The 26,829-nt window shown below is 55.5% G+C and carries 26 protein-coding genes; 22 read left to right on the top strand and 4 right to left on the bottom strand.

The window, feature by feature from the left end:
- Positions 1–199: 199 nt before the first annotated feature.
- Entirely contained in the window at positions 200–3,658 is a 3,459-nt protein-coding gene (gene rne, locus NR201_RS21550) for a ribonuclease E (RefSeq protein WP_256850157.1), read from the bottom strand.
- Positions 3,659–4,231: 573 nt separating this feature from the next.
- On the opposite strand from rne, the gene rluC reads away from it, so the two are divergent.
- Positions 4,232–5,188, top strand: a complete 957-nt coding sequence (gene rluC, locus NR201_RS21545) for a 23S rRNA pseudouridine(955/2504/2580) synthase RluC (RefSeq protein WP_010669849.1) — start codon at positions 4,232–4,234, stop codon at positions 5,186–5,188.
- An 11-nt stretch (positions 5,189–5,199) separates the two neighbouring features.
- On the opposite strand, the gene NR201_RS21540 is transcribed toward rluC, so the two are convergent.
- Complete coding sequence (locus NR201_RS21540; RefSeq protein WP_052270907.1) at positions 5,200–5,787, bottom strand: nucleoside triphosphate pyrophosphatase; 588 nt, start codon at positions 5,785–5,787, stop codon at positions 5,200–5,202.
- A 140-nt stretch (positions 5,788–5,927) separates the two neighbouring features.
- On the opposite strand from NR201_RS21540, the gene yceD reads away from it, so the two are divergent.
- The 14 genes from yceD (at position 5,928) to ptsG (ending at position 18,136) form a co-directional block, all read left to right on the top strand.
- Positions 5,928–6,449: a 23S rRNA accumulation protein YceD gene (gene yceD, locus NR201_RS21535; RefSeq protein ID WP_010246346.1), complete on the top strand. Its 522-nt coding sequence runs from the start codon at positions 5,928–5,930 to the stop codon at positions 6,447–6,449.
- Between the two features lie 14 nt (positions 6,450–6,463).
- Positions 6,464–6,634: a 50S ribosomal protein L32 gene (rpmF, locus tag NR201_RS21530; protein ID WP_003849870.1), complete on the top strand. Its 171-nt coding sequence runs from the start codon at positions 6,464–6,466 to the stop codon at positions 6,632–6,634.
- 25 nt (positions 6,635–6,659) lie between these two features.
- On the top strand, positions 6,660–7,700 hold the full coding sequence (gene plsX, locus NR201_RS21525; protein WP_256850156.1) for a phosphate acyltransferase PlsX: 1,041 nt from the start codon (positions 6,660–6,662) through the stop codon (positions 7,698–7,700).
- Positions 7,701–8,654, top strand: coding sequence for a beta-ketoacyl-ACP synthase III (locus tag NR201_RS21520; RefSeq protein ID WP_010246341.1), 954 nt, complete (start codon positions 7,701–7,703; stop codon positions 8,652–8,654).
- A gap of 16 nt (positions 8,655–8,670) precedes the next feature.
- Positions 8,671–9,603: an ACP S-malonyltransferase gene (fabD, locus tag NR201_RS21515; protein ID WP_010669852.1), complete on the top strand. Its 933-nt coding sequence runs from the start codon at positions 8,671–8,673 to the stop codon at positions 9,601–9,603.
- A 10-nt stretch (positions 9,604–9,613) separates the two neighbouring features.
- Complete coding sequence (fabG, locus tag NR201_RS21510; protein WP_010246337.1) at positions 9,614–10,348, top strand: 3-oxoacyl-ACP reductase FabG; 735 nt, start codon at positions 9,614–9,616, stop codon at positions 10,346–10,348.
- Between the two features lie 154 nt (positions 10,349–10,502).
- Entirely contained in the window at positions 10,503–10,739 is a 237-nt protein-coding gene (acpP, locus tag NR201_RS21505) for an acyl carrier protein (protein ID WP_003849865.1), read from the top strand.
- An 85-nt stretch (positions 10,740–10,824) separates the two neighbouring features.
- On the top strand, positions 10,825–12,066 hold the full coding sequence (gene fabF, locus NR201_RS21500) for a beta-ketoacyl-ACP synthase II (RefSeq protein WP_010246329.1): 1,242 nt from the start codon (positions 10,825–10,827) through the stop codon (positions 12,064–12,066).
- Positions 12,067–12,157: 91 nt separating this feature from the next.
- Complete coding sequence (gene pabC / locus NR201_RS21495; RefSeq protein WP_256850155.1) at positions 12,158–12,973, top strand: aminodeoxychorismate lyase; 816 nt, start codon at positions 12,158–12,160, stop codon at positions 12,971–12,973.
- Positions 12,970–13,989 carry a cell division protein YceG gene (gene yceG, locus NR201_RS21490; RefSeq protein WP_158131835.1) on the top strand — a complete coding sequence of 340 codons (1,020 nt, stop codon included), beginning with the start codon at positions 12,970–12,972 and terminating at the stop codon, positions 13,987–13,989. The genes pabC and yceG overlap by 4 nt, the downstream gene beginning before the upstream one ends.
- Positions 13,979–14,611 carry a dTMP kinase gene (gene tmk / locus NR201_RS21485; protein WP_256850154.1) on the top strand — a complete coding sequence of 211 codons (633 nt, stop codon included), beginning with the start codon at positions 13,979–13,981 and terminating at the stop codon, positions 14,609–14,611. The genes yceG and tmk overlap by 11 nt, the downstream gene beginning before the upstream one ends.
- A complete protein-coding gene (gene holB, locus NR201_RS21480; RefSeq protein WP_256850153.1) occupies positions 14,611–15,600 on the top strand; it encodes a DNA polymerase III subunit delta' in 990 nt (329 codons plus the stop codon). Before tmk ends, holB begins: the two co-directional genes overlap by 1 nt.
- 18 nt (positions 15,601–15,618) lie before the next feature.
- Positions 15,619–16,410 carry a metal-dependent hydrolase gene (locus NR201_RS21475; protein WP_033757273.1) on the top strand — a complete coding sequence of 264 codons (792 nt, stop codon included), beginning with the start codon at positions 15,619–15,621 and terminating at the stop codon, positions 16,408–16,410.
- A 289-nt stretch (positions 16,411–16,699) separates the two neighbouring features.
- Positions 16,700–18,136, top strand: a complete 1,437-nt coding sequence (ptsG, locus tag NR201_RS21470; RefSeq protein ID WP_256850152.1) for a PTS glucose transporter subunit IIBC — start codon at positions 16,700–16,702, stop codon at positions 18,134–18,136.
- A gap of 54 nt (positions 18,137–18,190) precedes the next feature.
- Here ptsG and NR201_RS21465 read toward each other — a convergent pair whose 3' ends face one another.
- On the bottom strand, positions 18,191–19,330 hold the full coding sequence (locus NR201_RS21465) for a glycoside hydrolase family 105 protein (protein WP_010669859.1): 1,140 nt from the start codon (positions 19,328–19,330) through the stop codon (positions 18,191–18,193).
- Between the two features lie 3 nt (positions 19,331–19,333).
- The gene (locus NR201_RS21460) at positions 19,334–20,932 is read right to left on the bottom strand and encodes an MFS transporter (protein WP_010669860.1); all 1,599 of its coding nucleotides are present in this window, start codon (positions 20,930–20,932) and stop codon (positions 19,334–19,336) included.
- Positions 20,933–21,290: 358 nt separating this feature from the next.
- Here NR201_RS21460 and hinT point away from each other — a divergent pair, with 358 nt between their 5' ends.
- The 7 genes from hinT (at position 21,291) to NR201_RS21425 (ending at position 26,614) form a co-directional block, all read left to right on the top strand.
- Positions 21,291–21,641: a purine nucleoside phosphoramidase gene (gene hinT, locus NR201_RS21455; protein ID WP_009090851.1), complete on the top strand. Its 351-nt coding sequence runs from the start codon at positions 21,291–21,293 to the stop codon at positions 21,639–21,641.
- Positions 21,642–21,661: 20 nt separating this feature from the next.
- Positions 21,662–22,030, top strand: coding sequence for a YcfL family protein (locus NR201_RS21450; RefSeq protein ID WP_010246307.1), 369 nt, complete (start codon positions 21,662–21,664; stop codon positions 22,028–22,030).
- Positions 22,031–22,041: 11 nt separating this feature from the next.
- A complete protein-coding gene (gene lpoB / locus NR201_RS21445; protein WP_022625861.1) occupies positions 22,042–22,635 on the top strand; it encodes a penicillin-binding protein activator LpoB in 594 nt (197 codons plus the stop codon).
- A gap of 16 nt (positions 22,636–22,651) precedes the next feature.
- The gene (thiK, locus tag NR201_RS21440; protein ID WP_187491735.1) at positions 22,652–23,434 is read left to right on the top strand and encodes a thiamine kinase; all 783 of its coding nucleotides are present in this window, start codon (positions 22,652–22,654) and stop codon (positions 23,432–23,434) included.
- 39 nt (positions 23,435–23,473) lie between these two features.
- Entirely contained in the window at positions 23,474–24,514 is a 1,041-nt protein-coding gene (nagZ, locus tag NR201_RS21435) for a beta-N-acetylhexosaminidase (RefSeq protein ID WP_022625859.1), read from the top strand.
- A 40-nt stretch (positions 24,515–24,554) separates the two neighbouring features.
- On the top strand, positions 24,555–25,097 hold the full coding sequence (ycfP, locus tag NR201_RS21430) for an alpha/beta hydrolase YcfP (protein ID WP_010246299.1): 543 nt from the start codon (positions 24,555–24,557) through the stop codon (positions 25,095–25,097).
- A gap of 212 nt (positions 25,098–25,309) precedes the next feature.
- Positions 25,310–26,614: an NAD(P)/FAD-dependent oxidoreductase gene (locus tag NR201_RS21425; protein WP_010246297.1), complete on the top strand. Its 1,305-nt coding sequence runs from the start codon at positions 25,310–25,312 to the stop codon at positions 26,612–26,614.
- Positions 26,615–26,829: the final 215 nt, after the last annotated feature.

Genomic DNA, 26,829 nt, shown 5'->3' with positions numbered 1-26,829 from the left:
TCACGCTATCACTCAGACACGCATACACGCACACACGCACACACGCACACACGCACACACGCACACACGCACACACTTTCCTGATTCCTGATAAGCGAGGAGGGGAGGTTAATTATCCTCTGTCCGCTGGCGGGCAGAATCGCAGGCATAAAAAAACCCCGGCTTGCAGGCCGGGGTTCAGTTCACAACAGCTTGTGCGTTACGGCTTGGTCGCCGGGGCAGTGGCATGATGTGTGGCGCTATGACCACCCGCAGAACCGCGACCGTCGAACTCATAAGGTGCACGCACCCAGTCACTGTGCGGTGCCGGTTCTGACTGCCAGACTGGCGCAGGTGCTTTAGTCATCGGCGCAGAGGCAAAATGCTTCCAGCGCGTACCGTCATTCGGCACTGAGGCAGTTGCAGGCTCGGATGCCGTTGCAGGCACTGATGCAACAGGTTCGGCCGCAGTCACCGGTGCTGCAGGGGCGACATCGCGTGCGGCCACCGGAGCATGAGGTTCACGAACTGGCGCTGTTTCAGCTTCAGCAGCGACCGGCGCATTCAGAACTTCTTCAACTTCTGCTGCGATCGCTTCGCTGACGTCGGTAGCCGATTGCTCAGCAACCTCTGAAGGCTGTGCTTCTTCTGCAACTGCTGCAGGCTGTGCAGTCTCAACCGCAGGTGTCACAACCGGCGCTTCGGTGACAGGCTCAGCAGGCACGGCTTCGGCTGCTACCGCTTCCGCTTTTGCTTCATCTGCCGCCGGAACAACGGAAGGCTGCTCGTCAACCGGCGCGTCGATAGCACGGGTATCGTCAGTATTCACAACCGGCACTGGCGTTTTTGCCTGCGGCTCGGCCTGTTGCACTGGCGCCTCCTGAGCAACAGATTCAACAGCGGCAGCAACGGGCTGTGCACTGGCGGCGTCTGCTGTCTTTTCGCGGTTGTACGCTGGCGTCTCGTGAGTCACATTCTGAACCTGCTCTTCGCTGGCCTGGCTCACCGGGTAACGGATCCAGACTTTACCGGATGCCATCTCTGGTGATGCAGCTGCAGCGGCCAGCGGCATTGCTGACTGAGTCGGATAACGCTCATCACGGTAACGACGACGACGCTGTCCGCTGACGCGCAGATGACGAGGCGAACGACGTGAACGACGCGGCATATTGGCGTTATCACGGTTGTCGTTGTCATCCTGCTCTTCACCCTGCGGTGCCTGGAACTCAGGCTGCGGCTGAGCCACGTCTGTCTGCTGAGGCTGACGCACTTCAGCCGGCTGGGCAAAGTCGCTGGCTTCGGCTGGCATAGGTGGACGTTTATCATCAACACGCACCTTCTGGTTCAGCTGACGCGGCTTGCGACGCGGCATAACCTGTACGCGCTCATCATCCTGCGGCTCGGTCACGTCCGGAACGTCGGCTACCACTACCGGCTGCTCAGCCACTTTGGCGGCTTCTTCACCGGCGCGTTTCTCTTCCTGACGACGACGCTGACGCTCAGCACGCTGTTCACGGCGCTGTTGCTGCTGCTCATCACGCTGCTGGCGCGCTTCTTCGCTCAGTGCCGGACGCTCTTCACGCACTTCACCAGCCTGGGACTGACGCTTGTTACGGCGATTATCGTTACCCTCGCGCGGCTCGCGATTTTCACGTGGCTCGCGACTTTCGCGCGGTTCACGACTTTCACGAGGTTCGCGGTTTTCACGAGGCTCACGGTTTTCGCGTGGTTCGCGGCCTTCACGCGACTGCGCGTTATCTCCGTTACGCGGCGTACGTTCACGACGATTATTGTTACGACGGTTGTTATTGTTGCTGCGGCGCTCGCCACGGCCGTTGCCGTTTTCCTGCTCGCTTTCAGGCGCTTTCTGCGGTTCTGCAACCTCAGTGGCCACGGGTGCGGCGGCAGGGGCTTCTTCGCCTGCGAACATTTTTTTCAGGCCACCAAGCAGACGGCCAAAGAAGCCGGTGCTGACGGTAGCAGGCGCAGCCACAGCAGGTGCTGCTTTTGCGGCTGGCTGGGCTTCAGCGCGCTGCGCTTCTGGCTCAACTTCTACCGGTGCCGGAGGCGCATCAGGCATCACAAACGCGGCCAGAGCAGGCTGCTCAGGACGACGACGTTCAGCATGTTCCTCTTCCGACGGCATCGCCATTTCGGCTTCATGCAGCTTCGGCAGATGATAGCTCAGGGTCTGCGTCTCTTCGCCTTTGCGCACGCGCAGCACGGAGTAGTGTGGGGTCTGCATCTTGTCATCAGGAACGATGATAGCCCGCACGCCACCCTGGCGTGTTTCAATAGCGTTAACCGCTTCACGTTTTTCATTCAGCAGGTAAGAGGCCACCTGAACCGGAACAATGGCGTGAACTTCTTTGGTGTTGTCTTTCAGCGCTTCTTCTTCAATCAGACGCAGGATCGACAGCGCCAGTGACTCGTTATCACGGATGGTGCCGGTGCCGCTACAGCGTGGGCAGACGTGATGGCTGGATTCACCTAATGACGGGCTCAGACGCTGACGGGACATCTCCAGCAGGCCGAAACGTGAAATGTGGCTGATCTGAATGCGGGCGCGGTCCTGACGAACAGCTTCACGCAGACGATTCTCAACCGCGCGCTGATGGCGTACCGGCGTCATATCGATGTAATCGATAACGATCAGGCCGCCCAGGTCACGCAGACGCAGCTGACGAGCAATCTCATCGGCCGCTTCAAGGTTGGTGTTGAACGCCGTCTCTTCGATATCACCGCCGCGCGTTGCACGTGCTGAGTTGATATCGATAGCGGTCAGCGCTTCGGTACTGTCGATCACAATCGAGCCACCGGAAGGCAGGCGGACTTCACGCTGGAAAGCGGATTCGATTTGCGATTCGATCTGATAGTGGCTGAACAGCGGGATTTCACCGGTGTAGAGCTTAATTTTGCTGCTGAAGTCCGGACGGCCCAGCGCAGCGATATGCTGACGCGCCAGTTCCAGTACTTTCGGGTTATCGATAAGGATTTCACCGATGTCCTGACGCAGATAGTCGCGGAAGGCACGCACAATCACGTTACTTTCCTGATGGATCAGGAACGGAGCAGGGCGGTTTTCAGCGGCTTTCTTGATCGCTTCCCAGTGTTTAAGACGGAAGCTTAAATCCCACTGCAGCGATTCGGCTGATTTACCAACGCCCGCAGTACGGACAATCAGGCCCATGCCTTCCGGCAGTTCCAGCGCCGACAGGGCTTCTTTCAGCTCGGTACGATCGTCACCTTCGATACGGCGAGAGATACCGCCTGCACGTGGGTTATTCGGCATCAGTACCAGATAGCTGCCCGCCAGAGAGATAAAGGTGGTCAGCGCAGCGCCTTTATTGCCGCGTTCTTCTTTATCGATCTGAACAATGACTTCCTGACCTTCACGCAGCACGTCTTTAATATTCGGACGACCATGCGCGTTGTAGCTGGAGGGGAAGTATTCGCGGGAGATTTCTTTTAACGGGAGGAAACCGTGACGCTCTGCGCCGTAATCGACAAACGCAGCTTCAAGGCTGGGTTCAATGCGAGTGATTTTACCTTTGTAAATGTTGGCTTTTTTCTGCTCGTGTCCAGGACTTTCAATATCCAGATCGTACAGACGCTGACCGTCAACCAGGGCAACGCGCAACTCCTCCTGCTGAGTTGCGTTTATTAACATTCTTTTCATCGTGACTTACTCGTTATTCTTTCATGAGTGATTACAGCTGCGGGCATAGTTACCCTGGACGAGTATCAACCGATGGCCCCGTGACTTAGTGCAATGTCGTCAACCTCACGGCTGTCGACCGCGCGAGGGGCGCAAATAACGTCGGTGGCCTGTTTTTCATAAGGGAAAACAGCACCAGATAGTGGAAATGCCTGAGAGAATAAAGAAAACCCGTGCATCCCATACTGTTGTCCAGGCCGCAACCCGCAGCCCGCTAAGTGCCTGATTTCGCATTACGTCTTACGCCATTGCTGCGTGTCTGCTCAATCCGGCAAAATGACAATTTCGCTCTTTTTCTGCCCTGAAATGGTTCAGGTAAGAAACTCAAGCATTATTCCATTGCTAACCTTCATATAGCAAGGCGACTTTAGCCAGCTTGTGAAGTTTCTTTACATTTAAATCGCTAATGTGTCGGACAAAACAGCGCTTTGCTGAAAAAGCCAGCAGAGAGGCGACCTGCCGTCACATCAACTCCAGAGTTAAGCACAGAAAAAGGGGTGGCGCTATCAGGGGACACTATTTAGAATCGCCGCCATGAAAACAGAGAATCCCGGCGTACATTTTGTCGCCATCACGGCTGAAAATGCCGGACAACGCATTGATAACTTTTTGCGCACCCAGCTCAAGGGTGTGCCCAAAAGCATGATTTATCGCATCGTTCGCAAAGGCGAGGTGCGGGTGAATAAAAAGCGCGTCAAGCCAGAATATAAGCTGGAGGAGGGCGATGAGGTGCGCATTCCGCCGGTTCGGGTAGCGGAACGCGATGAAGATGCCGTTTCCCCCAAACTGGCGAAAGTGGCGTCACTGGCCGATGCCATCCTGTTTGAGGATGAGTCGCTGCTGGTGATGAACAAGCCTTCCGGCACAGCCGTGCATGGCGGTAGCGGACTCAGCTTCGGGGTGATTGAAGGGTTACGTGCCCTGCGACCGGAAGCGCGCTTTCTGGAGCTGGTGCATCGCCTGGATCGTGACACCTCCGGCATTCTGCTGGTCGCTAAAAAGCGTTCGGCGCTGCGTTCTCTTCATGAGCAACTGCGTGAAAAGGGGATGCAGAAAGATTATCTGGCCCTGGTGCGCGGCAACTGGCCGTCACACCTGAAGGTGGTTCAGGCGCCGCTGCTGAAAAACATCCTGCAAAGCGGTGAGCGCGTGGTGCGCGTCAGCAGCGAAGGCAAAGCCTCAGAAACCCGCTTTAAAGTAGAAGAGCGGTTTGAGTTTGCCACGCTGGTGAAAGCGAGCCCGGTCACCGGTCGTACCCATCAGATTCGCGTCCATACGCTGCATGCCGGGCATCCCATTGCCTTCGACGATCGCTACGGAGAACGTGAGTTTGACAGTCAGCTGGCGGCAACCGGTTTAAAACGCCTTTTCCTGCATGCTGCGGCGCTGACCTTTACGCATCCCGGCACTGGCGAAGTGATGCGGGTCGAAGCGCCACTGGATGATGGCCTGAAGCAATGCCTGCTTAAGCTGCGTCAGCGGAAAGCGTAATCTCTCCGGCATCAGTTCGTTAAAGGATTGATGCCGGCCTGCTGCAACATCTCATTGAGCGCGATCAACGGCAGCCCGACCAGCGTATTGGGATCGCGTCCCTCCAGCCGATCAAACAGACAAATCCCCAGACCTTCACTTTTAAAACTGCCCGCACACTGAAGCGGCTGTTCCTTTTCCACATAGCCGCTGATTTCAGCGTCAGTTAACGTGCGGAAATGAACCACAAAGGGCTCACAGCAGTGCAGCAGCGTGCCACTGGCCGGATGAAATAGCGCCAGACCGGTATAAAAGGTAATGGCTTTTCCGCTGGCGGCACGCAGTTGCGCCCGCGCATTCTCAGCCGTGTGAGGCTTACCGGCGATTGCGCCATCCAGCACGCAAACCTGGTCGGAGCCGATTATCCAGTGGCTGGGATACGTTTTTGCCAGCGCCTGCGCTTTAGCCACGGCAAGACGGGTCACCAGCACTTCAGCGGTTTCATCGGGCTGAGGTGACTCATCAACCTCAGGCGCGGCGGTAATAAAAGGCAGGCCCAGTTTATGCAGTAATGCCTGCCGAAAGGGCGAGGTTGAAGCTAAAAGAATCGATGGCGTCATTTTTTTTCAATAGTGATAGCGAATTGGTGACAGTCATTTTAAACTGTGCGCCGCACTGGATGCGAATAGTGGTTGAAAGATGCTGTTTAACGGCCTTTTTCTTTGACTCTATGACATTACAAAGTTAATATGCGCGCCCTATGCAAAAGGTAAAATTACCCCTAACGCTGGACCCTGTCCGCACTGCTCAGAAGCGCCTTGATTATCAGGGTGTCTACACATCTGTACAGGTGGAGCGTGTGGCCGAGTCGGTCGTTAGTGTGGACAGTGATGTGGATTGTGCCATGTCGTTTGCGGTTGATAACCAACGTCTGGCAGTACTGACGGGTACTGCTGAAGTACAAGTGACGTTGCGTTGCCAGCGCTGCAACCAGACCTTTCCTCATCACGTAAAAGTGAGTTACTGCTTCAGCCCTGTCTCTTCTGAAGAGCAGGCCGAGGCATTGCCGGAAGCGTACGAGCCGGTCGATGTCAACGAGTTTGGTGAGATCGATCTGCTGGCGGTTGTCGAGGATGAAATTATTCTCGCGCTGCCGGTCGTTCCGGTGCACGATTCTGAACACTGTGAAGTGTCCGAGGCGGACATGGTCTTTGGTAAACTGCCTGCAGAGGTGGAGAAACCAAATCCATTTGCCGTATTAGCCAGTTTAAAGCGTAAGTAATAGGAGTAAGGTCCATGGCCGTACAACAGAATAAACCCACCCGTTCTAAGCGTGGTATGCGTCGTTCGCACGATGCGCTGACCACTGCTGCTCTGTCAGTAGATAAAGTTTCTGGCGAAACTCATCTGCGTCACCACATCACTGCGGACGGTTACTACCGCGGTCGCAAGGTTATCGTTAAGTAAGTTTCTTGCTTAGCAAGGCGATACCTTGACACGTTTGACCCTGGCGATTGATGCCATGGGCGGGGACTTCGGTCCCTGCGTGACAGTGCCTGCAGCATTGCAGGCACTGGCCTCTCATTCGGAACTATTCCTTCTTCTGGTCGGACACCCCGACACTCTCATGCCATTGCTTGCCAAAGCGGATTCCTCCCTGATGGGGCGTTTGCAGGTCATCCCTGCCGAATCGGTTATTGCAAGTGATGCGCGGCCCGCTCAGGCCATCCGCAACAGTCGCGGCAGCTCAATGCGTGTGGCACTGGAGATGGTTAAAGAGGGACGTGCGCAGGCCTGCATCAGCGCCGGGAATACCGGTGCGCTGATGGGGCTGTCGACACTCTTATTAAAACCGCTGGATGGCATTAAACGTCCGGCGCTGATGTCCGTTTTACCGCACCAGCAACAGGGTAAAACCGTGGTGCTGGATCTGGGCGCAAATGTGGGCTCAGACAGTGCGATGCTGGTGCAGTTTGCTGTAATGGGGTCGGTAATGGCTGAGCATGTGCTTGGTATTGCACGGCCCCGTGTCGCGTTGCTCAATATTGGTCATGAAGAGACCAAAGGGCTGGAAACGATCCGCGACGCCGCGGCAGTGCTGCGAGAATCACCGCAAATCAACTATATTGGTTACCTTGAAGGTAACGAACTGCTCACCGGTAAAACGGATGTGATGGTCTGTGACGGTTTTGTCGGAAACGTCACGCTGAAGACTATGGAAGGCGTGGTAAGAATGTTTCTTTCTCTGCTGAAGTCATCAGGGGAAGGTAAAAAACGGTCATGGTGGCTTCAGTTGCTGGGGCGCTGGATTCGGAAACGTCTGACGAAGCGCTTCGGGCATCTCCACCCTGACCAGTACAATGGCGCTTGTCTGTTAGGATTGCGCGGAACAGTGATCAAGAGTCACGGTGCGGCAAATCAACACGCCTTCGCTGTGGCGATAGAACAGGCAGAGCAGGCGGTGAGGCAGCAAATTCCCGAGCGAATTGCTGCGCGCCTTGATGCTGTATTAGCCAGGAGTGACAAAGCCTAGATGTATACCAAAATTATCGGTACGGGCAGTTATCTGCCAAGCCAGATCCGCACCAATGCCGATCTGGAAAAAATGGTGGAGACGTCGGACGAGTGGATTGTTACCCGTACCGGCATCCGCGAGCGTCGTATTGCTGCGCCTGACGAAACCGTCGCCACCATGGGATTCAGCGCGGCGCAACGCGCCCTTGAAATGGCAGGCATTGAAGCGAACGATGTTGGGCTGATTATTGTCGCCACAACCTCTTCCAGCCATGCCTTCCCCAGTTCTGCCTGCATGATCCAGCAAATGCTGGAAATCAAAGACTGCGCGGCGTTTGACCTCGCTGCCGCCTGTGCAGGTTTCACCTATGCACTGAGCGTGGCCGATCAATACATCAAAAATGGCGCAGTGAAACATGCGCTGGTGATTGGTGCTGATGTCCTGGCACGCGCACTTGATCCGGAAGATCGCGGCACGATCATCCTGTTTGGCGATGGTGCAGGCGCGGTCGTGCTGGGTCAGAGCGAAGAGCAGGGGATCATCTCTACCCATCTTCATGCTGATGGTCGCTATTCACAGCTGCTGACGCTGCCTTATCAGGATCGTGCGCATCAGGATCAGCCCGCTTATGTCACCATGTCAGGCAACGAAGTCTTCAAGGTTGCCGTCACCGAGCTGGCTCACATCGTTGATGAAACGCTGCAGGCCAATAATCTCGATCGTGAAATGCTGGACTGGCTGGTGCCGCATCAGGCGAACCTGCGCATTATCAGCGCCACCGCGAAAAAACTCGGCATGACCATGGATAAAGTGGTCGTCACACTGGATCGTCATGGCAATACCTCTGCCGCATCGGTGCCAAGCGCACTGGATGAAGCGGTCCGTGATGGCCGCATCAAACCCGGACACCTTATTCTGCTGGAAGCCTTTGGTGGTGGATTCACCTGGGGTTCTGCGCTGGTTCGCTTTTGATTGACAGGAACGAAAAATGACGCAATTTGCATTTGTTTTCCCCGGTCAGGGTTCACAGACCGTGGGCATGCTGACTGAATTAGCGGCAACGTATCCGCTGGTAGAAGAGACCTTCCGTGAAGCCTCTGACGCGCTGGGATATGATCTGTGGCAATTAGTAAGTCAGGGTCCGGCTGAAGAGCTGAACAAAACCTGGCAGACTCAGCCTGCACTGTTAGCCGCCTCCGTGGCAATCTACCGTGTCTGGCAGCAGCAGGGCGGTGAACAGCCAGCCCTGATGGCCGGTCACAGCCTGGGTGAATATTCAGCGCTGGTTTGCGCGGGTGTGCTTAATTTTGCGGATGCAGTGAAGCTGGTTGAACTGCGCGGCAAACTGATGCAGGAAGCGGTGCCTGAAGGCACTGGCGCGATGCAGGCGATTATTGGCCTGGATGACGCGGCTATCCGCAAAGCCTGTGAAGAGAGCGCGCAGGGTCAGGTTGTCTCACCGGTTAACTTTAACTCGCCGGGCCAGGTGGTTATTGCGGGTAACAAAGAAGCCGTTGAACGTGCGGGTGCCGCCTGTAAAGCAGCGGGCGCTAAGCGTGCCTTGCCACTGCCGGTCAGCGTTCCTTCTCACTGCGCACTGATGAAGCCTGCGGCCGATAAACTGGCGGTGGCGCTGGAGAGCATCACCTTTAACGCGCCTGCGGTACCGGTGATCAACAACGTCGATGTGAAAGCTGAAACCGACGCTGCGGCCATCCGCCATGCGCTGGTCCGTCAGCTCTACAGCCCGGTTCGCTGGACCGAGAGCGTGGAAGCGATGGCAGCACAGGGCGTGACGCAGCTCCTGGAGATGGGGCCAGGTAAAGTCCTGACCGGACTGACGAAACGTATTGTCGATAGCCTGACAGCGGCTGCCGTTAACGATACTGCATCCCTGACGGCTGCACTCGGTAAGGAATAAGAGGAAAATCATGAGCTTTGAAGGTAAAGTTGCGCTGGTTACCGGCGCGAGTCGCGGCATTGGTCGTGCGATTGCAGAAACACTGGCGGCACGCGGTGCTAAAGTGGTAGGAACTGCAACCAGCCAGAGTGGCGCCGACGCCATCAGTGCTTACCTTGGCGACAAGGGCAAAGGCCTGTTACTGAATGTGACTGACGCTGACTCAATCAGCACTGTTTTAGAGAATATTCGTGCTGAATTTGGCGAAGTGGATATTTTAGTCAATAATGCAGGCATTACGCGTGATAATCTTCTCATGCGCATGAAGGACGATGAGTGGGAGGATATCCTGGATACCAACCTCACATCGGTATTCCGCCTTTCCAAGGCGGTCCTGCGTGCCATGATGAAAAAGCGCGTGGGCCGTATCATCACCATTGGTTCCGTTGTTGGAACTATGGGTAATGCGGGCCAGGCAAACTATGCGGCAGCAAAAGCGGGTTTGATTGGCTTTAGCAAATCACTGGCGCGCGAAATCGCGTCACGTGGCATTACCGTCAACGTCGTGGCTCCAGGCTTTATTGAGACTGACATGACGCGGGCACTGAACGAAGATCAACGTTCCGGTATTTTGGCGGAAGTTCCTGCGGGTCGCTTAGGCGATGCTCAGGAAATCGCCAATGCTGTGGCATTTTTAGCCTCTGACGAAGCAGCCTACATCACAGGTGAAACGCTGCACGTCAATGGCGGAATGTACATGGTCTGATAAATCACGAAATGATTTGCTTTATTTGCGGTTAGAACCGCAAAATAACGCAAAATCGTGGTTCGACCAGCCGGGATTTTGTTGCATCTTTTTCACCATTTTATACACTACGAAAACCATCGCGAAAGCGAGTTTTGATAGGAAATTAAATAGTATGAGCGATATCGAACAACGCGTTAAGAAAATCATCAGTGAGCAGCTGGGTGTGAAAGAGGAAGAAGTCACCAACTCTGCATCTTTCGTAGAAGACCTGGGTGCCGATTCTCTTGATACCGTTGAGCTGGTGATGGCTCTGGAAGAAGAGTTTGATACTGAGATTCCAGACGAAGAAGCTGAGAAAATCACTACCGTTCAGGCAGCGATCGACTATATCAATAGCCATAAAGGCTAATGAATATCTTCAGGCGGTCGCTCGACCGCCTGATTTTTTTGTTTGTCCCACATAGTTCCCTATTTCCCCTCCCTGGAGGACGAACGTGTCTAAGCGTCGTGTAGTTGTGACTGGTCTTGGCATGTTGTCTCCTGTCGGCAATACCGTAGAGTCTACCTGGAGTGCTCTCCTTGCCGGTCAGAGCGGCATTACCCTGATCGACCATTTTGATACCAGTGCTTATGCAACACGTTTTGCAGGTCTGGTAAGAGATTTTAATTGTGATGACTACATCTCGCGCAAAGATCAGCGCAAGATGGATGCCTTCATCCAGTACGGCATTGTGGCCGGTATGCAGGCCATGCAGGACAGTGGTCTGGTAGTTACCGACGAAAATGCAAGCCGTATGGGCGCAGCAATTGGCTCCGGCATCGGTGGTTTAGGTCTGATTGAAGAGAATCATACTTCACTGGTCAACGGCGGCCCGCGCAAAATCAGCCCATTTTTTGTGCCTTCAACCATCGTTAACATGGTGGCGGGTCATCTCAGCATCATGTATGGCCTGAAAGGTCCAAGTATCTCTATCGCGACAGCCTGTACCTCTGGTGTGCATAACATCGGTCATGCCGCACGTATCATCGCCTATAACGATGCTGATGTGATGCTGGCGGGTGGCACAGAGAAAGCCAGTACGCCATTAGGCGTCGGTGGCTTTGGTGCAGCACGTGCTCTCTCAACCCGTAACGAAAACCCGCAAGCGGCCAGCCGCCCGTGGGATAAAGATCGTGACGGTTTTGTGCTGGGTGACGGCGCTGGCATTGTGGTACTCGAAGAGTATGAGCATGCGAAGAAACGTGGTGCGAAAATCTACGCGGAAATCGTAGGTTTTGGTATGAGCAGCGATGCCTACCACATGACTTCACCACCAGAAGATGGATCAGGCGCCGCGGCGGCAATGATCAACGCATTGCGCGATGCTCAGCTTACGCCAGAGCAGATCGGCTATGTCAACGCGCACGGCACCTCCACGCCAGCGGGTGATAAAGCGGAAGCGCGGGCGGTGAAATCGGTCTTTGGGGCAGCAGCCAGCAGCGTGATGGTGAGCTCGACCAAATCAATGACCGGGCACTTACTGGGTGCGGCAGGCGCGGTTGAATCGATCTACTCGATTCTGGCGCTGCGCGACCAGGCCATTCCACCGACCATTAACCTCGACAATCCGGATGAGGGCTGCGATCTCGACTTCGTGCCCCACACCGCGCGTCAGGTTCCCGGTCTGGAGTACACCCTGTGTAACTCCTTCGGTTTCGGCGGAACCAACGGTTCGTTGATCTTCCGTAAAGTGTAATCGTTGTTGATTGCTAAAAAGGCCCGCGATGCGGGCCTTTTTTTATCCTGCAGAATGCGCTGAAATCACGAGTCACGCTCAGGAGAGAACCATGTGGATTAACGGGTTAAAACAATCGATGCTGGCCGCCAGCGACCGCGGCCTGCAGTTTGGGGATGGCTGTTATACTACCGCCGCGGTGCGTCAGGGTAAAATCGTGCTGCTGGAGAGCCACATTCAGCGCCTCAGAGAGGGTTGTGAGCGGTTATGGATTGATGGCGTCGACTGGCTTCAGCTTGAGACTGAAATGCGACAGGCCGCGCAGCAACAAACCCAGGCGGTGCTAAAAGTGATTATCAGCACGGGCAGCGGCGGACGGGGCTACAGCCGGCGCGGCTGTGGTGAACCCACGCGAATTGTCTCGCTGGCGCCCTGGCCGCAACACTACGCCGATTTACAGCAGCGTGGCGTGTCACTCCGGCTCAGCCCGATCCGTCTGGCACGAAACCCACAGTTTGCCGGTATCAAGCACCTTAATCGTCTGGAGCAGGTGATGATCAGAGCTCATCTTGACCAGACAGACGCCGACGAGGCACTGGTGCTTGACACTGAAGGTTGGGTGGTGGAATGCTGTGCGGCCAATTTATTCTGGCGTCAGGGCTCGCAAATTTTCACGCCTGATCTGTCAGCGTCGGGTGTGGATGGCATTATGCGGCGGAGTCTGATGGCGCAACTTGCGGCCGAAGGCCAGGCTTGCCAGGTAATAAAAAGCGAACCGGCGCAGCTGCTGGCCGCCAATGAAGTGGTGATATGTAACGCGCTGATGCCGGTCCTGCCGGTCCGACAGATAGAAGCGGTAGAGTTTACTGAGCGCTCGCTGTTTAATCAGTTGCGCGCAAGCTGTGAAAAGATAATGGATGCATCATGATTCGAAGCAAAAAAATCGTCGTCAGCCTGCTGGCGATCGTGGGTCTCGCGGCTGTGCTGAGTTACTGGCAGGTTAAGCGGTTTGCGGCTACCCCGTTAACCCTGCAGCAGGAAACGATCTACACGCTGCCTGCCGGCACGGGCCGGGTCGCACTTGAAGCGCAGCTGGAAGAGCAGAAGATTATTCCGCACAGTATCTGGTTTGGCGCGCTGCTGCGTCTGGAACCTGAACTGGCGACCTTCAAGGCGGGTACCTATCGCCTTGAGCCGACCATGACGGTGCGCTCGCTGTTACAGCTGCTGGCCAGCGGTAAAGAGGCGCAGTTCCCGGTGCGGTTCGTGGAAGGCCAGCGGCTGAAAGAGTGGCTGAGTGAGCTGCGCAAAGCGCCTTATATCCGGCATACCCTGAAAGATGATCAGTTCGCCACCCTTGCCAGCGCACTAAAAGTGGAGCCTGAGCAGCTGGAGGGCAACTTCTTCCCGGATACCTGGCTCTACACGGCTAATACCACCGATATGGCGCTGCTGCAGCGCGCTCATGAGCGGATGAAAAAAACCATTGCTGAGGTGTGGCAGGGACGGGCGGATAATCTGCCCTATAAAACCCCACAGGAGCTGGTGACCATGGCCTCAATCATTGAGAAAGAGACCGGCGTCAGCGAAGAGCGCGCGCGCGTAGCCTCGGTGTTTATCAATCGCCTGCGCACCGGTATGCGGTTACAGACCGATCCCACCGTCATCTATGGCATGGGCGACAGCTATAACGGGACGCTGACCCGCAAAGATCTTGAGACGGCCAGCGCTTACAATACCTATATCATTAACGGTCTGCCGCCGGGTCCGATCGCCATGCCGGGTAAAGCCTCTCTGCAGGCAGCGGCTCATCCCGAGAAAACCAACTATCTCTACTTTGTTGCGGACGGCAAGGGCGGCCATACCTTTACGACTAATCTTGCCAGCCATAACAAGGCGGTGCAGGTTTACCGGCAGACGCTAAAGGAAAAAAATGAACAGTAAGTTTATCGTCATTGAAGGCCTGGAAGGCGCCGGTAAAACCACCGCGCGTGACGCCATCGTCGCTACGCTGCGTGCCCGTGGCATTCACGATCTGGTCTTTACCCGTGAGCCAGGCGGTACGCCGCTGGCGGAACAGCTGCGGGTGCTGGTTAAGCAGGGTATTGAGGGCGAGCAGGTTACAGATAAAGCGGAACTGCTGATGCTCTATGCGGCGCGGGTTCAGCTGGTGGAGACAGTCATTAAACCGGCGATGGCGCGCGGTGCCTGGGTGATCGGCGACCGTCATGATCTCTCTTCTCAGGCTTATCAGGGGGGCGGACGTGGACTTGACGCCGGTCTGATGCAGACGCTGCGCGATACCGTGTTAGGCGATTTCCGCCCCGATCTCACGCTCTATCTTGATGTGACACCCGACATCGGTCTGCAGCGCGCCCGTGCGCGCGGTGAGCTGGATCGCATTGAGCAGGAGTCATTGCGCTTCTTTGAACGCACCCGCGCCCGCTATCTGGCGCTGGCAGCGGAGGACCCCACCATCATCACCATCGATGCGACACAATCACTGGGTGATGTGACAGCGTCACTTCAGTCGGCGCTGGATGGCTGGCTGGCGGAGCAGGCGTGATGAACTGGTACCCGTGGCTGAATCAGCCTTATCGCCAGGTAATTGGCCAGCATCAGGAGAATCGCGCTCACCATGCGTTGTTGATCCAGGCGATGGCAGGTATGGGCGATGAGGCGCTGGTCTGGGGGATGAGCCGCTGGCTGATGTGCCAGCAGCGGGATGGCCTGAAAAGTTGCGGGCAGTGTCACGGTTGCCAACTGATGCAGGCCAATACCCATCCTGACTGGTATCGGCTTGAGGCGGAGAAGGGCAAAAGTACCCTGGGCATCGACGCGGTGCGGCAGGTAACGGAAAAAATGTACCACTTTGGTCAGCAGGGCGGCGCGAAAGTGGTCTGGCTGCCGGATGCCGCGCAGCTTTCGGAAGCGGCGGCCAACGCCTTGCTGAAAACGCTGGAAGAGCCGCCAGCCAACAGCTGGTTCTTCCTCAGCAGCCGCGATCCCTCGCGCCTTCTGGCCACGCTGCGCAGCCGCTGCATGGCGCTGCATCTGACGCCGCCGGACGAAGGACAAAGCCTGCTCTGGCTGAAGAAGCACGCTGCGCACGACGAACAGATGCTGCTGGCGGCTCTGCGTCTGAGCGCAGGTGCACCCGGTGCGGCGCTGAACCTGCTGGAAAACGGACCGTGGCAGGCCCGGCAGAAGCTCTGCGATGCGCTGTCCGCTGCGTTGCAGCAGGACATCCTGCAACTGCTGCCTGCGCTGAACGCCGACGACGCGGCAGCGCGTATCGGCTGGCTGCTCTCTTTGCTGCTGGATGCAATGAAGTGGCAGCAACATGCAGGTCAGTGGCTGAGTAATATCGATCGTCAGGATGTGGTGCAGTTGCTGGCCGGATACTTTTCAGCCAGCGCGCTCAACAGCAGCCTCCAGGAGTGGATGCGCTGTCGCGAGCAGCTACTGCATGTGGCATCGGTGAATCGCGAATTATTGCTGACCGATCAGCTTCTGAGCTGGGCGGACAAACAGAAGCCCGCGCTTGTCGGCTAAACCTATCTGAGAGTAATTATGTTTATTGTGGATTCCCATTGCCATCTTGATGGCCTGGACTATGAAAAGAACCATCGTGACCTGGATGATGTGATCGCCAAAGCGGCGGCGCGTGATGTGAAATTTATGCTGGCAATCGCCACCACGCTGCCGGGTTTTCATACCCTTAAAAGTCTGGTCGGCGAACGGAAAAATATAGCGCTCTCCTGCGGTGTGCATCCGCTGAATCAGGAAGAGGCCTATGATGTTGAGGAGTTTCGTCGGCTCTCTGCCGATCCTCAGGTGGTGGCTCTGGGGGAAACCGGGCTGGATTATCACTATCAGCCAGAAACGAAAGATCAGCAGCAGCGCTCGTTCCGGGAACATATCCGTACCGGTATTGCGCTGAACAAACCGATCATTGTTCACACCCGTGATGCCCGCGAAGATACGCTGGCGATTCTGCGTGAAGAGCAGGTTGAACGTTGCGGCGGCGTGCTGCACTGCTTCACTGAGGATCAGCCCACCGCAGCAAAACTGCTGGATATGGGCTTCTACATCTCTTTTTCCGGCATCGTCACATTCCGCAATGCCGAGCAGTTACGTGAAGCCGCACGCTATGTGCCGCTGGATCGGATGCTGGTGGAAACGGATTCGCCTTATCTGGCCCCGGTGCCTTTCCGTGGTAAAGAGAATCAGCCCGCTTATACGCGCGATGTTGCCGAATATCTGGCTGTCCTGAAAGGGGTGGATTTAGAAACGCTGGCAGCCACCACCACCCAAAACTTCTCCACGCTGTTTCATATCCCGATGAGCCAGCTGGGCGCCTGATCAGCTATTATTTCAGCCTCTGTAATTAATCTGTAACCTGCGTATATGACCCTGTTTTTTCAGACAGGGTCAGCTTTTTATCGCCGATTACTGGTGCGGATCAGTAAGAAATTTCGTAAAGTGCGCCCTTGTGATTGTCGAAACGTGATACCCGTCAAAGTAACAAATCGGGAATTATTTTACCCTTCGTAATAAATCAAAAGGCGGTCACCGCCAGCCCGGCAAAGAATCCTCCCTCTTTGCCACGCGCACTGCGCAAATATGCACTCTTACTCAGGAGCTTCACGCTATGTTCAAAAATGCTTTTGCCAACCTTCAAAAGGTCGGTAAATCGCTGATGCTGCCGGTATCGGTTCTGCCGATTGCCGGTATTTTGTTAGGGGTCGGTTCAGCCAATTTCAGCTGGTTACCTGCAGTGGTTTCGCATGTGATGGCAGAAGCGGGTGGATCGGTGTTCGCCAACATGCCGCTGATTTTCGCTATTGGTGTGGCGCTGGGCTTTACCAATAATGACGGCGTTTCGGCGCTGGCAGCGGTTGTTGCCTATGGCATCATGGTGAAAACCATGGCGGTGGTTGCCCCGCTGGTGCTGCATCTGCCTGCGGCGGAGATCGAGACTAAACACCTCGCCGACACCGGGGTACTGGGCGGTATTATCGCCGGTTCCATCGCCGCTTACATGTTTAATCGCTTCTACCGCATCAAGCTGCCAGAATATCTGGGCTTCTTTGCCGGTAAGCGTTTTGTGCCGATTATTTCCGGTCTGGCAGCTATCATTCTTGGCGTACTGCTCTCCTTTATCTGGCCACCGATCGGTTCCGCGATTCAGGAATTCTCGCAGTGGGCAGCCTATCAAAACCCGGTTGTCGCCTTTGGTATTTATGGCGTAATTGAACGTGCGTTGGTGCCATTTGGTCTGCATCACATCTGGAACGTTCCTTTCCAGATGCAGATCGGTGAATACACCAATGCGGCAGGTCAGGTGTTCCACGGTGATATCCCGCGCTATATGGCGGGTGACCCGACCGCAGGTAAACTCTCTGGCGGCTTCCTGTTCAAAATGTACGGTCTGCCAGCGGCAGCGATTGCTATCTGGCATTCAGCGAAGCCTGAAAATCGCGCCAAAGTGGGCGGTATCATGATCTCCGCCGCGCTGACCGCATTCCTGACCGGTATCACCGAACCGATTGAATTCTCATTCATGTTCGTGGCACCAATCCTGTATGTGATCCATGCGCTGCTGGCGGGTCTGGCATTCCCAATCTGTATCCTGCTTGGGATGCGTGATGGCACCAGCTTCTCTCACGGTCTGATCGACTTTATCGTCCTGAGCGGCAACAGCAGTAAAATCTGGCTGTTCCCGATTGTTGGTATCATCTATGGTCTGGTTTACTACACCATATTCCGTGTACTGATCGCGAAGCTGGATCTGAAAACACCTGGCCGTGAAGAGAGCAGCAGCAGCGAGCAATCTACCGCGACCGGTACAGAGATGGCGGGCAAACTGGTGGCGGCGTTTGGTGGTAAAGAGAACATCACCAACCTGGATGCCTGTATCACCCGTTTACGTGTCAGCGTCGCCGATGTGGCGAAAGTGGATCAGACTGAACTGAAAAACCTCGGCGCCCGTGGCGTGGTGGTTGCCGGTTCCGGTGTGCAGGCGATTTTCGGGACTAAATCCGATAACCTGAAAACCGATATGGATGATTACATCCGCAGCATGTAATGATTTACAGAGATGAAAAAGCCCCGCTTAGCGGGGCTTTTTTTTGGCCGGGATTCAGAGGTAAACGCGCAGATACTCTGTCAGGCAGAGCAGGGCCATCGCCTGGCCGTAGGGCATAGAGGTCAGAGGAACCGTGCGGTAGTAATCCAGATCCTTGCCCATTGCGGTACCAAAGGAGACCTGTTTTAACTCGCCATCGTCATCAATATTGGCAATCACGCCGCGCAACGCTTTTTCTGCCACCTCGCGATACTCCGCGGGCAGATAACGCTTACGAACCCCTTTCAGAATGCCATAGGCAAACCCGGCGGTGGCGGAGGCTTCCGGGTAGCTGTGCGGATCATCAAGCAGGGTGTGCCACAATCCGCTGCTGTGCTGACACTCCCTGAGCGCTTTAACCTGGGTCTCCAGCACCTGCTGCAGAAAACGGCGGGTAGCGTGATGCTCAGGCCAGTTCATCATCTCCAGGAAGTCGGGAATAACAATCGTCACCCAGCTGTTACCGCGCGCCCAGCGTGCATCAGCAAAGTTATGGCGACCGTCAAAGTTCCAGCCGTGGAACCATAAGCCGGTTTTGCGATCCATCAGATACTGGGTGTGCAGCAGGAACTGATAACTCGCTTCTTCAATCCACTCATCGCGCTTCAGCAACTGGCCAATTTTCGCCAGCGCCATTACGCTCATCATCAGCGTATCGTCCCAGAGCTGCTGCGGGTTTTCGTTGTTATAGACAATGTGCTGCAGGCCGCCCTGTTCGGTACGTGGCATCTCATACATGACCCATTCTGCCCAGCGCTCCAGCACCGGCACCCAGGCCGGGTTCCCGGTCTCTTCGTAACGGTAGGCCAGCGTCAGAAAAGGACAAACGGTATTCACATTTTTGGTCGGCGTGCCTTCCGCCAGACGCTGCGTAAACCACTCATCAATAATGGCCAGCGTCTGCTGGTCACCGGTCTGCTGATAGTAGTGCAGCATGCCATACAGACCGATGCCGTGTGTCCATTCCCAACCCGCCCAGCCTTTGGTATCAATCACCCGGCCATCGTCCAGTCGTAATAAAAACTCGCCTGTCTCATCGGTGATGTTAACCAGATTCTGTGTCAGCTTTTGAATCAGCTGTACCAGTTCGCTGCGTGGCAACAGATGCTCGGGCTGGCACAATAATTTGCTGTGTTTAACGGGAAATACAGTCATGGTTTATTCCTGTCGTTTTAAGGTCGGGTTTAAAGAAGGGTTTAAAGTGGGATGTGCGGACAATTTTTCCGGCGCTGGCTTATTACGATTAAGGAAGCCAATGTTGTTGTTGCCCCAGAGGTTTTCGTAAGGCATGCCAGCCAGCGTTTCTACAATTCCGCGTGCTTCCGGCGTGATGCTTTCCGGCACGATGCGGCCTGCGTCGCGCATCTTCAGCGTCTCCTGGCGCAGCACAGTGTGGGTCTGCAGATTAAGCTTAAAGCGCAGTGACACGATAAAGCCGCAGGCCAGCACGGCCACAGTGCCTATGCTGAGAATCGCCAGGATAGTGTGGCTGACGCCGGGTACCTGGGTCGCCTGTCCAGAGACAAAGCCGGAGAGCTGCAGCACGATACCGACCAGCATGACTGCGCCAGCCTGCGACGCTTTACGCGTCAGGGTCATGATGCCGGCAAAAATTCCTTCACGGCGCTGTCCGGTGATCACCTCATCCACATCGGCGATATAGGTATAGGTGTTCCACGGCACATAGTTGATGCCGCCACGTCCCAGGCCTGCCAGGGCAGAGATCACCAACAGCAGCGACATGTTGTCGTTCATTCCGGCATACCACAATCCAGCGTAGGAGAGCGCCGCCAGGCCAAACAGCACAGCCACCAGACGGTAGGCGGGCGCGGGTCCCATGCGGATGCAGAGCGGAATCATCGCCATCACGGCAATAAACTGCAGCACCGCCATGGTGCCCATCAGGCTGGAGGCGACCTGAGCGCTCTGCATCAGCACAAATACCACATACCAGGTAAAGACGGCGTTAAACACATCCTGGGCGATATAGCCGCCGAGGTACATGCCAAGGTGCTGGCGGAAGATGCGGATGCGTAAGGTTGAAGCCAGCTCGACATAGAGCCGCTTGAGATTCTGCATCAGCGTCAGCTGCTGCTTTTCCTGTTCTGCACGGCGTGACTCGGCGGAAAAGTCGTCGGGGTGACGCTCCCAGGTAAAGCACCACACCAGCGTCAGCACCAGCGCGCAGATTACCGAGAACACCAGGCTGGCGTAGAAGAAGGAGAGAGGATTATCTTTGCCCAGCATACCCAGCAAAATACCGGGTAAAAAGGCAGCCAGAATGGCCGACAGCTGAGCCAGGCCGATGCGGGCACCGGAGAAGCGGGTTTTCTGTTTGAAATCGTCGGTCATTTCCGGCACCAGCGTTTCATACGGCACCAGGATCATGGTGTAGACGATATCAAACAGCAGATACGTGCAGAGATACCACCAGAAACTCATGTCGCTGAGCCACATCAGGCTATAACTGAATACAGAGGGTATGCCGAGCAGGATAAAGAATTTGCGGCGGCCAAAGCGTTTGCCCAGCCAGGTCGAACCGAAGTTATCGGTCAGAAAGCCCATCAGCGGACTGACTATCGCATCCAGCACGCGGGCAGCGGCAAAGATCAGCGTGGCCTGAATCGGGGTTAACCCACAAAAGGTGGTGTAAAAATAGAGCAACCAGGCGGCGGTCAGCGCCGTGGTGCCTGCTCCAAGAAAATCTCCGGAACCGTAGGCCAGATAGTGGCCAAGACCAATTTTACGTGAGCGCATGTCTGATGCTCCTTGATGTTTATGGCGGTTTATCCCTGGTGACGCCGGTCATCTCACCCGGACTGGTTAGCAAAGTAGAACTGACGGGGCGGCTAAACCTTCGCAATTTGGCAAGTGCTGGCGCTGAAGTGGCAGTCATACAAAGAAAAGGGTGGCGAAATTCTAATTTATAAAACAGCGTTTCATTTTCTGGTGTGGCAGGGGCGTTGCCAGCATTCTGAACAGCGTGCGGGTCACGGAGAGAGGGGGCTGCTGCAAAGGCAGGCGAACAATGCAAGAAAAGTGGTCCTGAGGTTGAAAGAAAACAAATTTCTCCCGCATACTGATTGATTAAGACTCAGGCTAAAGGAATTGCACCATGGCAGAAGAAACCATTTTTAGTAAAATTATCCGCCGCGAAATCCCCGCTGATGTGGTTTATCAGGATGAGCTGGTCACTGCCTTCCGCGACATTTCGCCCAAAGCGCCAACCCATATTTTAATCGTGCCGAATGTGCTGATCCCAACGGTCAACGAGGCGGAAGCGGCGCATGAGCATGCGCTGGGACGTATGTTTACTACCGCGGCGAAAATCGCCCGTCAGGAAGGTATCGATCAAAATGGTTATCGTCTGATTGTGAACTGCAATCAACATGGTGGTCAGGAGGTTTATCACATTCATATGCATCTGCTGGGCGGTGAACCGCTGGGACCGATGCTCTCTAACTGACCTGATAACGGAAGCGTGCTATGCGATCCTGGCTGACTGGCCTGCCGATCCTGCTCTGCCTGACGGCCTGCAGCAGTGAAAAACCGATGATCAATACGTCACAGTCGCTGGTGATGGAGTCCTCTGTGCTGTCGGCAGGGATCATTACCGATGAACCGACGCTGGATGAGAACGATGGACTAAAGCGTGCCACCAGCGTGCTCTATAATCAGCGCGAAACACCGGTTGTTGTGCACTATCGTTACTACTGGTATGACGACAAAGGGCTGGAAATCACCCCGCAGGAACCGGCGCAGACCGTTACCGTTCCGGCGCAGGGCAGCATTATCGCCACTTCGCAACTGGGTAACCTGACGGCCAGCAAGGTTCGTCTTTATCTCTATCTTTAAGGATTTTCTACGTGATACGCAGTGTTAATCGTACCGGAGCGCTCCTGATGGCGCTCATTCTGACCGGCTGTGTGGTGAAACAGCAGCAGCCTGCACCAGTTGAACCGACTCAGCCTGTGGAGCCGGTGCAGCCCGTTCCACAACCTGAACCGGTGCCGCAACCGCAGCCTGTGCCGCAGCCACCGAAACTGGTCACTATCAACTGGGATGCCAGCGTTCAGCCGCTGGTGGCGCAGATGTTACAGGCTGCCAGCGCCGAGCCGGGCAGCGTGTTGCTGGTGGATCGCGTTAAAAACAGCACCAACGGTGCGCTGCAAAGCGAGAAAGCGACGGCAGCTATCCAGAATGCGCTGAATAACAACGGCAAATTCACCCTGGTTTCTGCTGACCAACTGGCGCAGGCCAAGCAGACGCTGGGATTATCGCCGGATGACAGCCTGAACTCGCGCAGTAAAGCGATTGGCCTGGCGCGTAACGTTAACGCTCAGTATGTGCTCTACAGCAACGCGCGTGGCGATGTCAAAGCGCCGACGCTGCAAATGCAACTGATGCTGGTCCAGACAGGCGAGATCATCTGGTCCGGCAACGGCATTGCACAGAATTAATCCCGCTTTCCAGCGGATGATTCAGCAGGTCACCGGCGAACCAGAAAAGACATCCTTTATCCCGCTTGCCGGTCTGACCGGGCACAGCCAGAAGATTGTCAGCCCGCGCGGAACTTTTATCGCGCGGGCGGCACCGCAACCGGTTATTCCGTTTGTGGATCGGCAGCGCGAATTCCGTCTGTTACGCAAACTGCAAGCCAGCGGAGTGGCACCGCAGCCCGTGGCGGGCCATCATCAGGGGATTATCCTGACCTGGTGCGCAGGCGAAGCGCTGGATGAACACCGTTTCAGCCAGCAGCGTCCACAGATCGTGGCACTGCTACAGCAGCTGCATCAGCAGCCGCTGACCGGCTATCGTCTGCAGTTGTTGCCGCTGTTATGGCGCTACTGGCAGCTCACTCCACAGCGGCATCACCGCTGGTTGCGGGCGCTCAGGCGTCTGACGCAGCAGGGTGAACCTCACCCGCTGCGGCTGGCTCCGCTGCACATGGATCTGCATGCCGGAAATGTCATACAAGGTCCCGAAGGTCTGCGTCTGATCGACTGGGAGTATGCCGCCGATGGCGACGTGGCGCTGGAGCTGGCGGCTGTCTGTGCCAGCGATCCGCAGCACCATGCCGAGTGGCTGGCTGAGTATGCCGCGGCGATGCAGTTGCCGCTTACCGCGCTGGTGCAGCAGGTCAGACGCTGGCAGCCCTGGCTGCAGTTGCTGATGGCCAGCTGGTATCAGCTCCGTGCCGGTCAGCGTGACGACGACACATTACAACAGCTGGCTCGACAGAGCTGGGAACAGATTTAATCGCGTTACGCAGGTGCGTTTCGCTACAGGATTCATGATATGAGATCAGATTTACCCGGCCCCCTGATGCTTGACGTCGAGGGTTATGAACTGGATGGCGAAGAGCGCGACATCCTGCAGCATCCGCTGGTGGGCGGTTTAATTTTATTTGCCCGAAATTATCATGATCCCGCTCAGTTGGCAGAGCTGGTGCGGCAGATCCGTGCCGCCTCTCACACCCGGCTGGTAGTGGCGGTGGATCAGGAGGGCGGTCGCGTGCAGCGTTTCCGTGACGGCTTCACCCAACTGCCTGCCATGCAATCTTTTGCTGCGTTGCACGACCTGGATACCGCCGGTGAACTGGCGCAACAGGCGGGATGGCAAATGGCAGCCGAGATGATCGCCATGGATATTGATATCAGCTTTGCGCCGGTACTCGATATTGGTCATATCAGCGCCGCGATTGGCGACCGTTCTTTCCATGCCGATCCGGCCATCGCCCTTGACGTCGCCCGCCGCTTTATTGCCGGGATGCACGAGGCGGGCATGAAGACTACGGGCAAACATTTTCCGGGTCACGGTGCGGTGAGTGCGGATTCGCATAAAGAGACCCCACGCGATCCGCGGGACGAAAAGACGCTGCGTGAGCATGACATGGCAATCTTCAGCAAGCTGATTACCGAACAGGCACTGGACGCCATCATGCCCGCACACGTCATCTACTCCGAAGTTGATCCGCTGCCCGCCAGTGGTTCGCCATACTGGCTTAAAACCGTGCTGCGTGAGCAACTGGGCTTTGACGGTATTATTTTCTCCGACGATCTGTCGATGGAGGGCGCTGCGGTGATGGGCAGCTATCCTGAGCGGGCGCAGCAGTCTCTTTCCGCGGGCTGTGACATGATTCTGGTCTGCAATCAGCGTCAGGGCGCCATCAGTGTACTGGATAACCTGATCCCGGTCGGGTCAGAGCGGGTTACACAGCTGTATCATCAGGGCAGGTTTACCCGCGATGAACTGCGGGGAACGCATCGCTGGAAAAATAATGCTCAGCAACTGAGTGCGCTTCAGGAACGCTGGCTGGCTCATAAGGCGTCGTGGTAAGCAGTGACTGCCCGGTGCTATCACTACCTTGAGGATTATCATGATCATCTATCTGCACGGTTTTGATTCCAACAGTCCGGGCAATCACGAAAAAGTGCTGCAACTGCAATTTATCGATCCTGACGTCAGGTTGATCAGTTACAGCACCCGCCATCCCAAACATGACATGCAGTTTCTGCTAAAAGAGACCGATAAGATGCTGACGCTTTCTGACGACGACCGGCCGCTGATTTGCGGCGTCGGACTGGGCGGCTTCTGGTCAGAGCGCATTGGATTTCTGTGCGGCATCCGGCAGGTGATTTTTAATCCCAACCTCTCGCCGCAGGCGAACATGGAAGGGAAGATCGACCGGCCGGAGGAGTATCAGGATATCGCAACGAAGTGCGTCAGCGATTTTCGCGAGCGTAATCGCGACCGCTGTCTGGCCATTCTCTCCCGTCACGATGAGGCGCTCGACAGCCAGCACATTGCTGACCAGCTGCATCCGTTTTATGAAATTGTCTGGGATGAGACGGAAGGGCACAAATTCAAAAATATATCCCCACATCTTAAGCGGATAAAAGCTTTTAAAACATTAGGTTAAGCAGCAAAGGCACCGCAAGGTGCCTGTTTTTATTACGTAATTATCTGAGTTTTATTTTCCCGCTTTGATGTATATCAATATTCTTATGTTCTCCTCTTCCCGCCATGCTATTCTCCCAGCAGATTGCGATTTTAACTTCGCCAACCCTATGTTTCTTAAGGTTTAATTTAACCTTTGGTTAACTTTTGGTTCACAATTTGAGGGGGTCTTTGTTGACTACGTCTGTTAAGAAAATTGTTATTGTCGGAGGGGGAGCGGGCGGCCTGGAAATGGCCACGCAGCTGGGCCATAAACTGGGTCGTAAAAAGAAGGCCGAGATTATCCTGGTTGATCGTAACCACAGTCACTTGTGGAAGCCGCTGCTGCACGAAGTGGCGACCGGCTCAATGGACGAAGGCATTGATGCATTGAGCTATCTGGCTCATGCCCGCAATCACGGTTTTGAGTTCCAGCTGGGTTCACTCACCGATATCGATCGCACCCGAAAAGTGATCCGCCTGGCCGAAGTGCTGAATGCGCAGGGCGAAGTGCTGGTGCCACAACGTGAAGTGGCCTACGACCAGCTGGTGATGGCGCTGGGCAGCACCTCGAATGATTTCGGTACGCCGGGCGTTAAAGATCACTGCATCTTCCTGGATAATCCGCATCAGGCGCGTCGTTTCCATAACGAAATGCTCAACCTGTTCCTGAAATTCTCCGCCAGCGAAGGCCGGGTCGAGAAAGTTAACATCGCCATCGTGGGCGGCGGGGCAACAGGCGTTGAGCTGTCAGCTGAATTGCACAACGCGGTGAAACAGCTGCACAGCTACGGCTTCAAAGGCCTGGGCCGCGAAGCGCTGAATGTGACGCTGGTGGAAGCGGGTGAACGTATCCTGCCTGCACTGCCACCACGCATCTCTGCTGCGGCACATCAGGAGCTGACCAAGCTGGGCGTGCGCGTGCTGACGCAGACCATGGTCACCAGCGCCGAGCGTAATGGCCTGAATACTAAAGGCGGTGAGTTTATCGAAGCCGATCTGATGGTCTGGGCGGCTGGGATTAAAGCACCCGACTTCCTGAAAGAGATTGGCGGACTGGAAACCAACCGCATCAATCAGCTGGTGGTCAAAGAGACGCTGCAAACCACGCTGGACGATGACATCTACGCGATTGGCGACTGCGCCTCCTGCGCCTTGCCGGGCGGGGGTTTTGTACCACCGCGCGCCCAGTCAGCGCATCAGATGGCCTCACGCGCCATGGACAACATTCTGGCGCAGCGTGACGGTAAACCGCTAAAAGCCTATGTCTATAAAGATCATGGCTCGCTGGTATCGCTCTCCCGCTTCAGTACGGTCGGCAGCCTGATGGGCAACCTGATGCGCGGCTCAATGATGGTGGAAGGGCGCATCGCGCGCTTTGTCTACATCTCGCTTTACCGTATGCACCAGATTGCGCTGCACGGCTACTTCAAAACCGGTCTGATGATGCTGGTCGGCAGTATTAACCGGGTTATTCGTCCCCGGCTGAAGCTGCACTAAGCAACAGCAATAACGCTGGCTAAATAATGGTAAGCCTCCTCGGTTCTGAGGGGGCTTTTTTTATGCCCCGGAGAAGCCCCTGAAACAGACGCTGGCGCAGGAGAGTGCGATATCGACTAAAGCAAAATGCATTCATAATTTTGACTAAAGTAAAATTTTATGAGAATGGCAGAGTAGTATCACGGTGATGCCTGAAATGCGTACCATTAATAACA

It is taken from the genome of Pantoea sp. Fr-CA_6, assembly GCF_024520895.1.
GTDB lineage: Bacteria > Pseudomonadota > Gammaproteobacteria > Enterobacterales > Enterobacteriaceae > Pantoea > Pantoea agglomerans.
The sequence above is the reverse complement of the archived record's forward strand: the minus strand, read 5'-3'. Positions and strand labels throughout refer to the sequence as shown.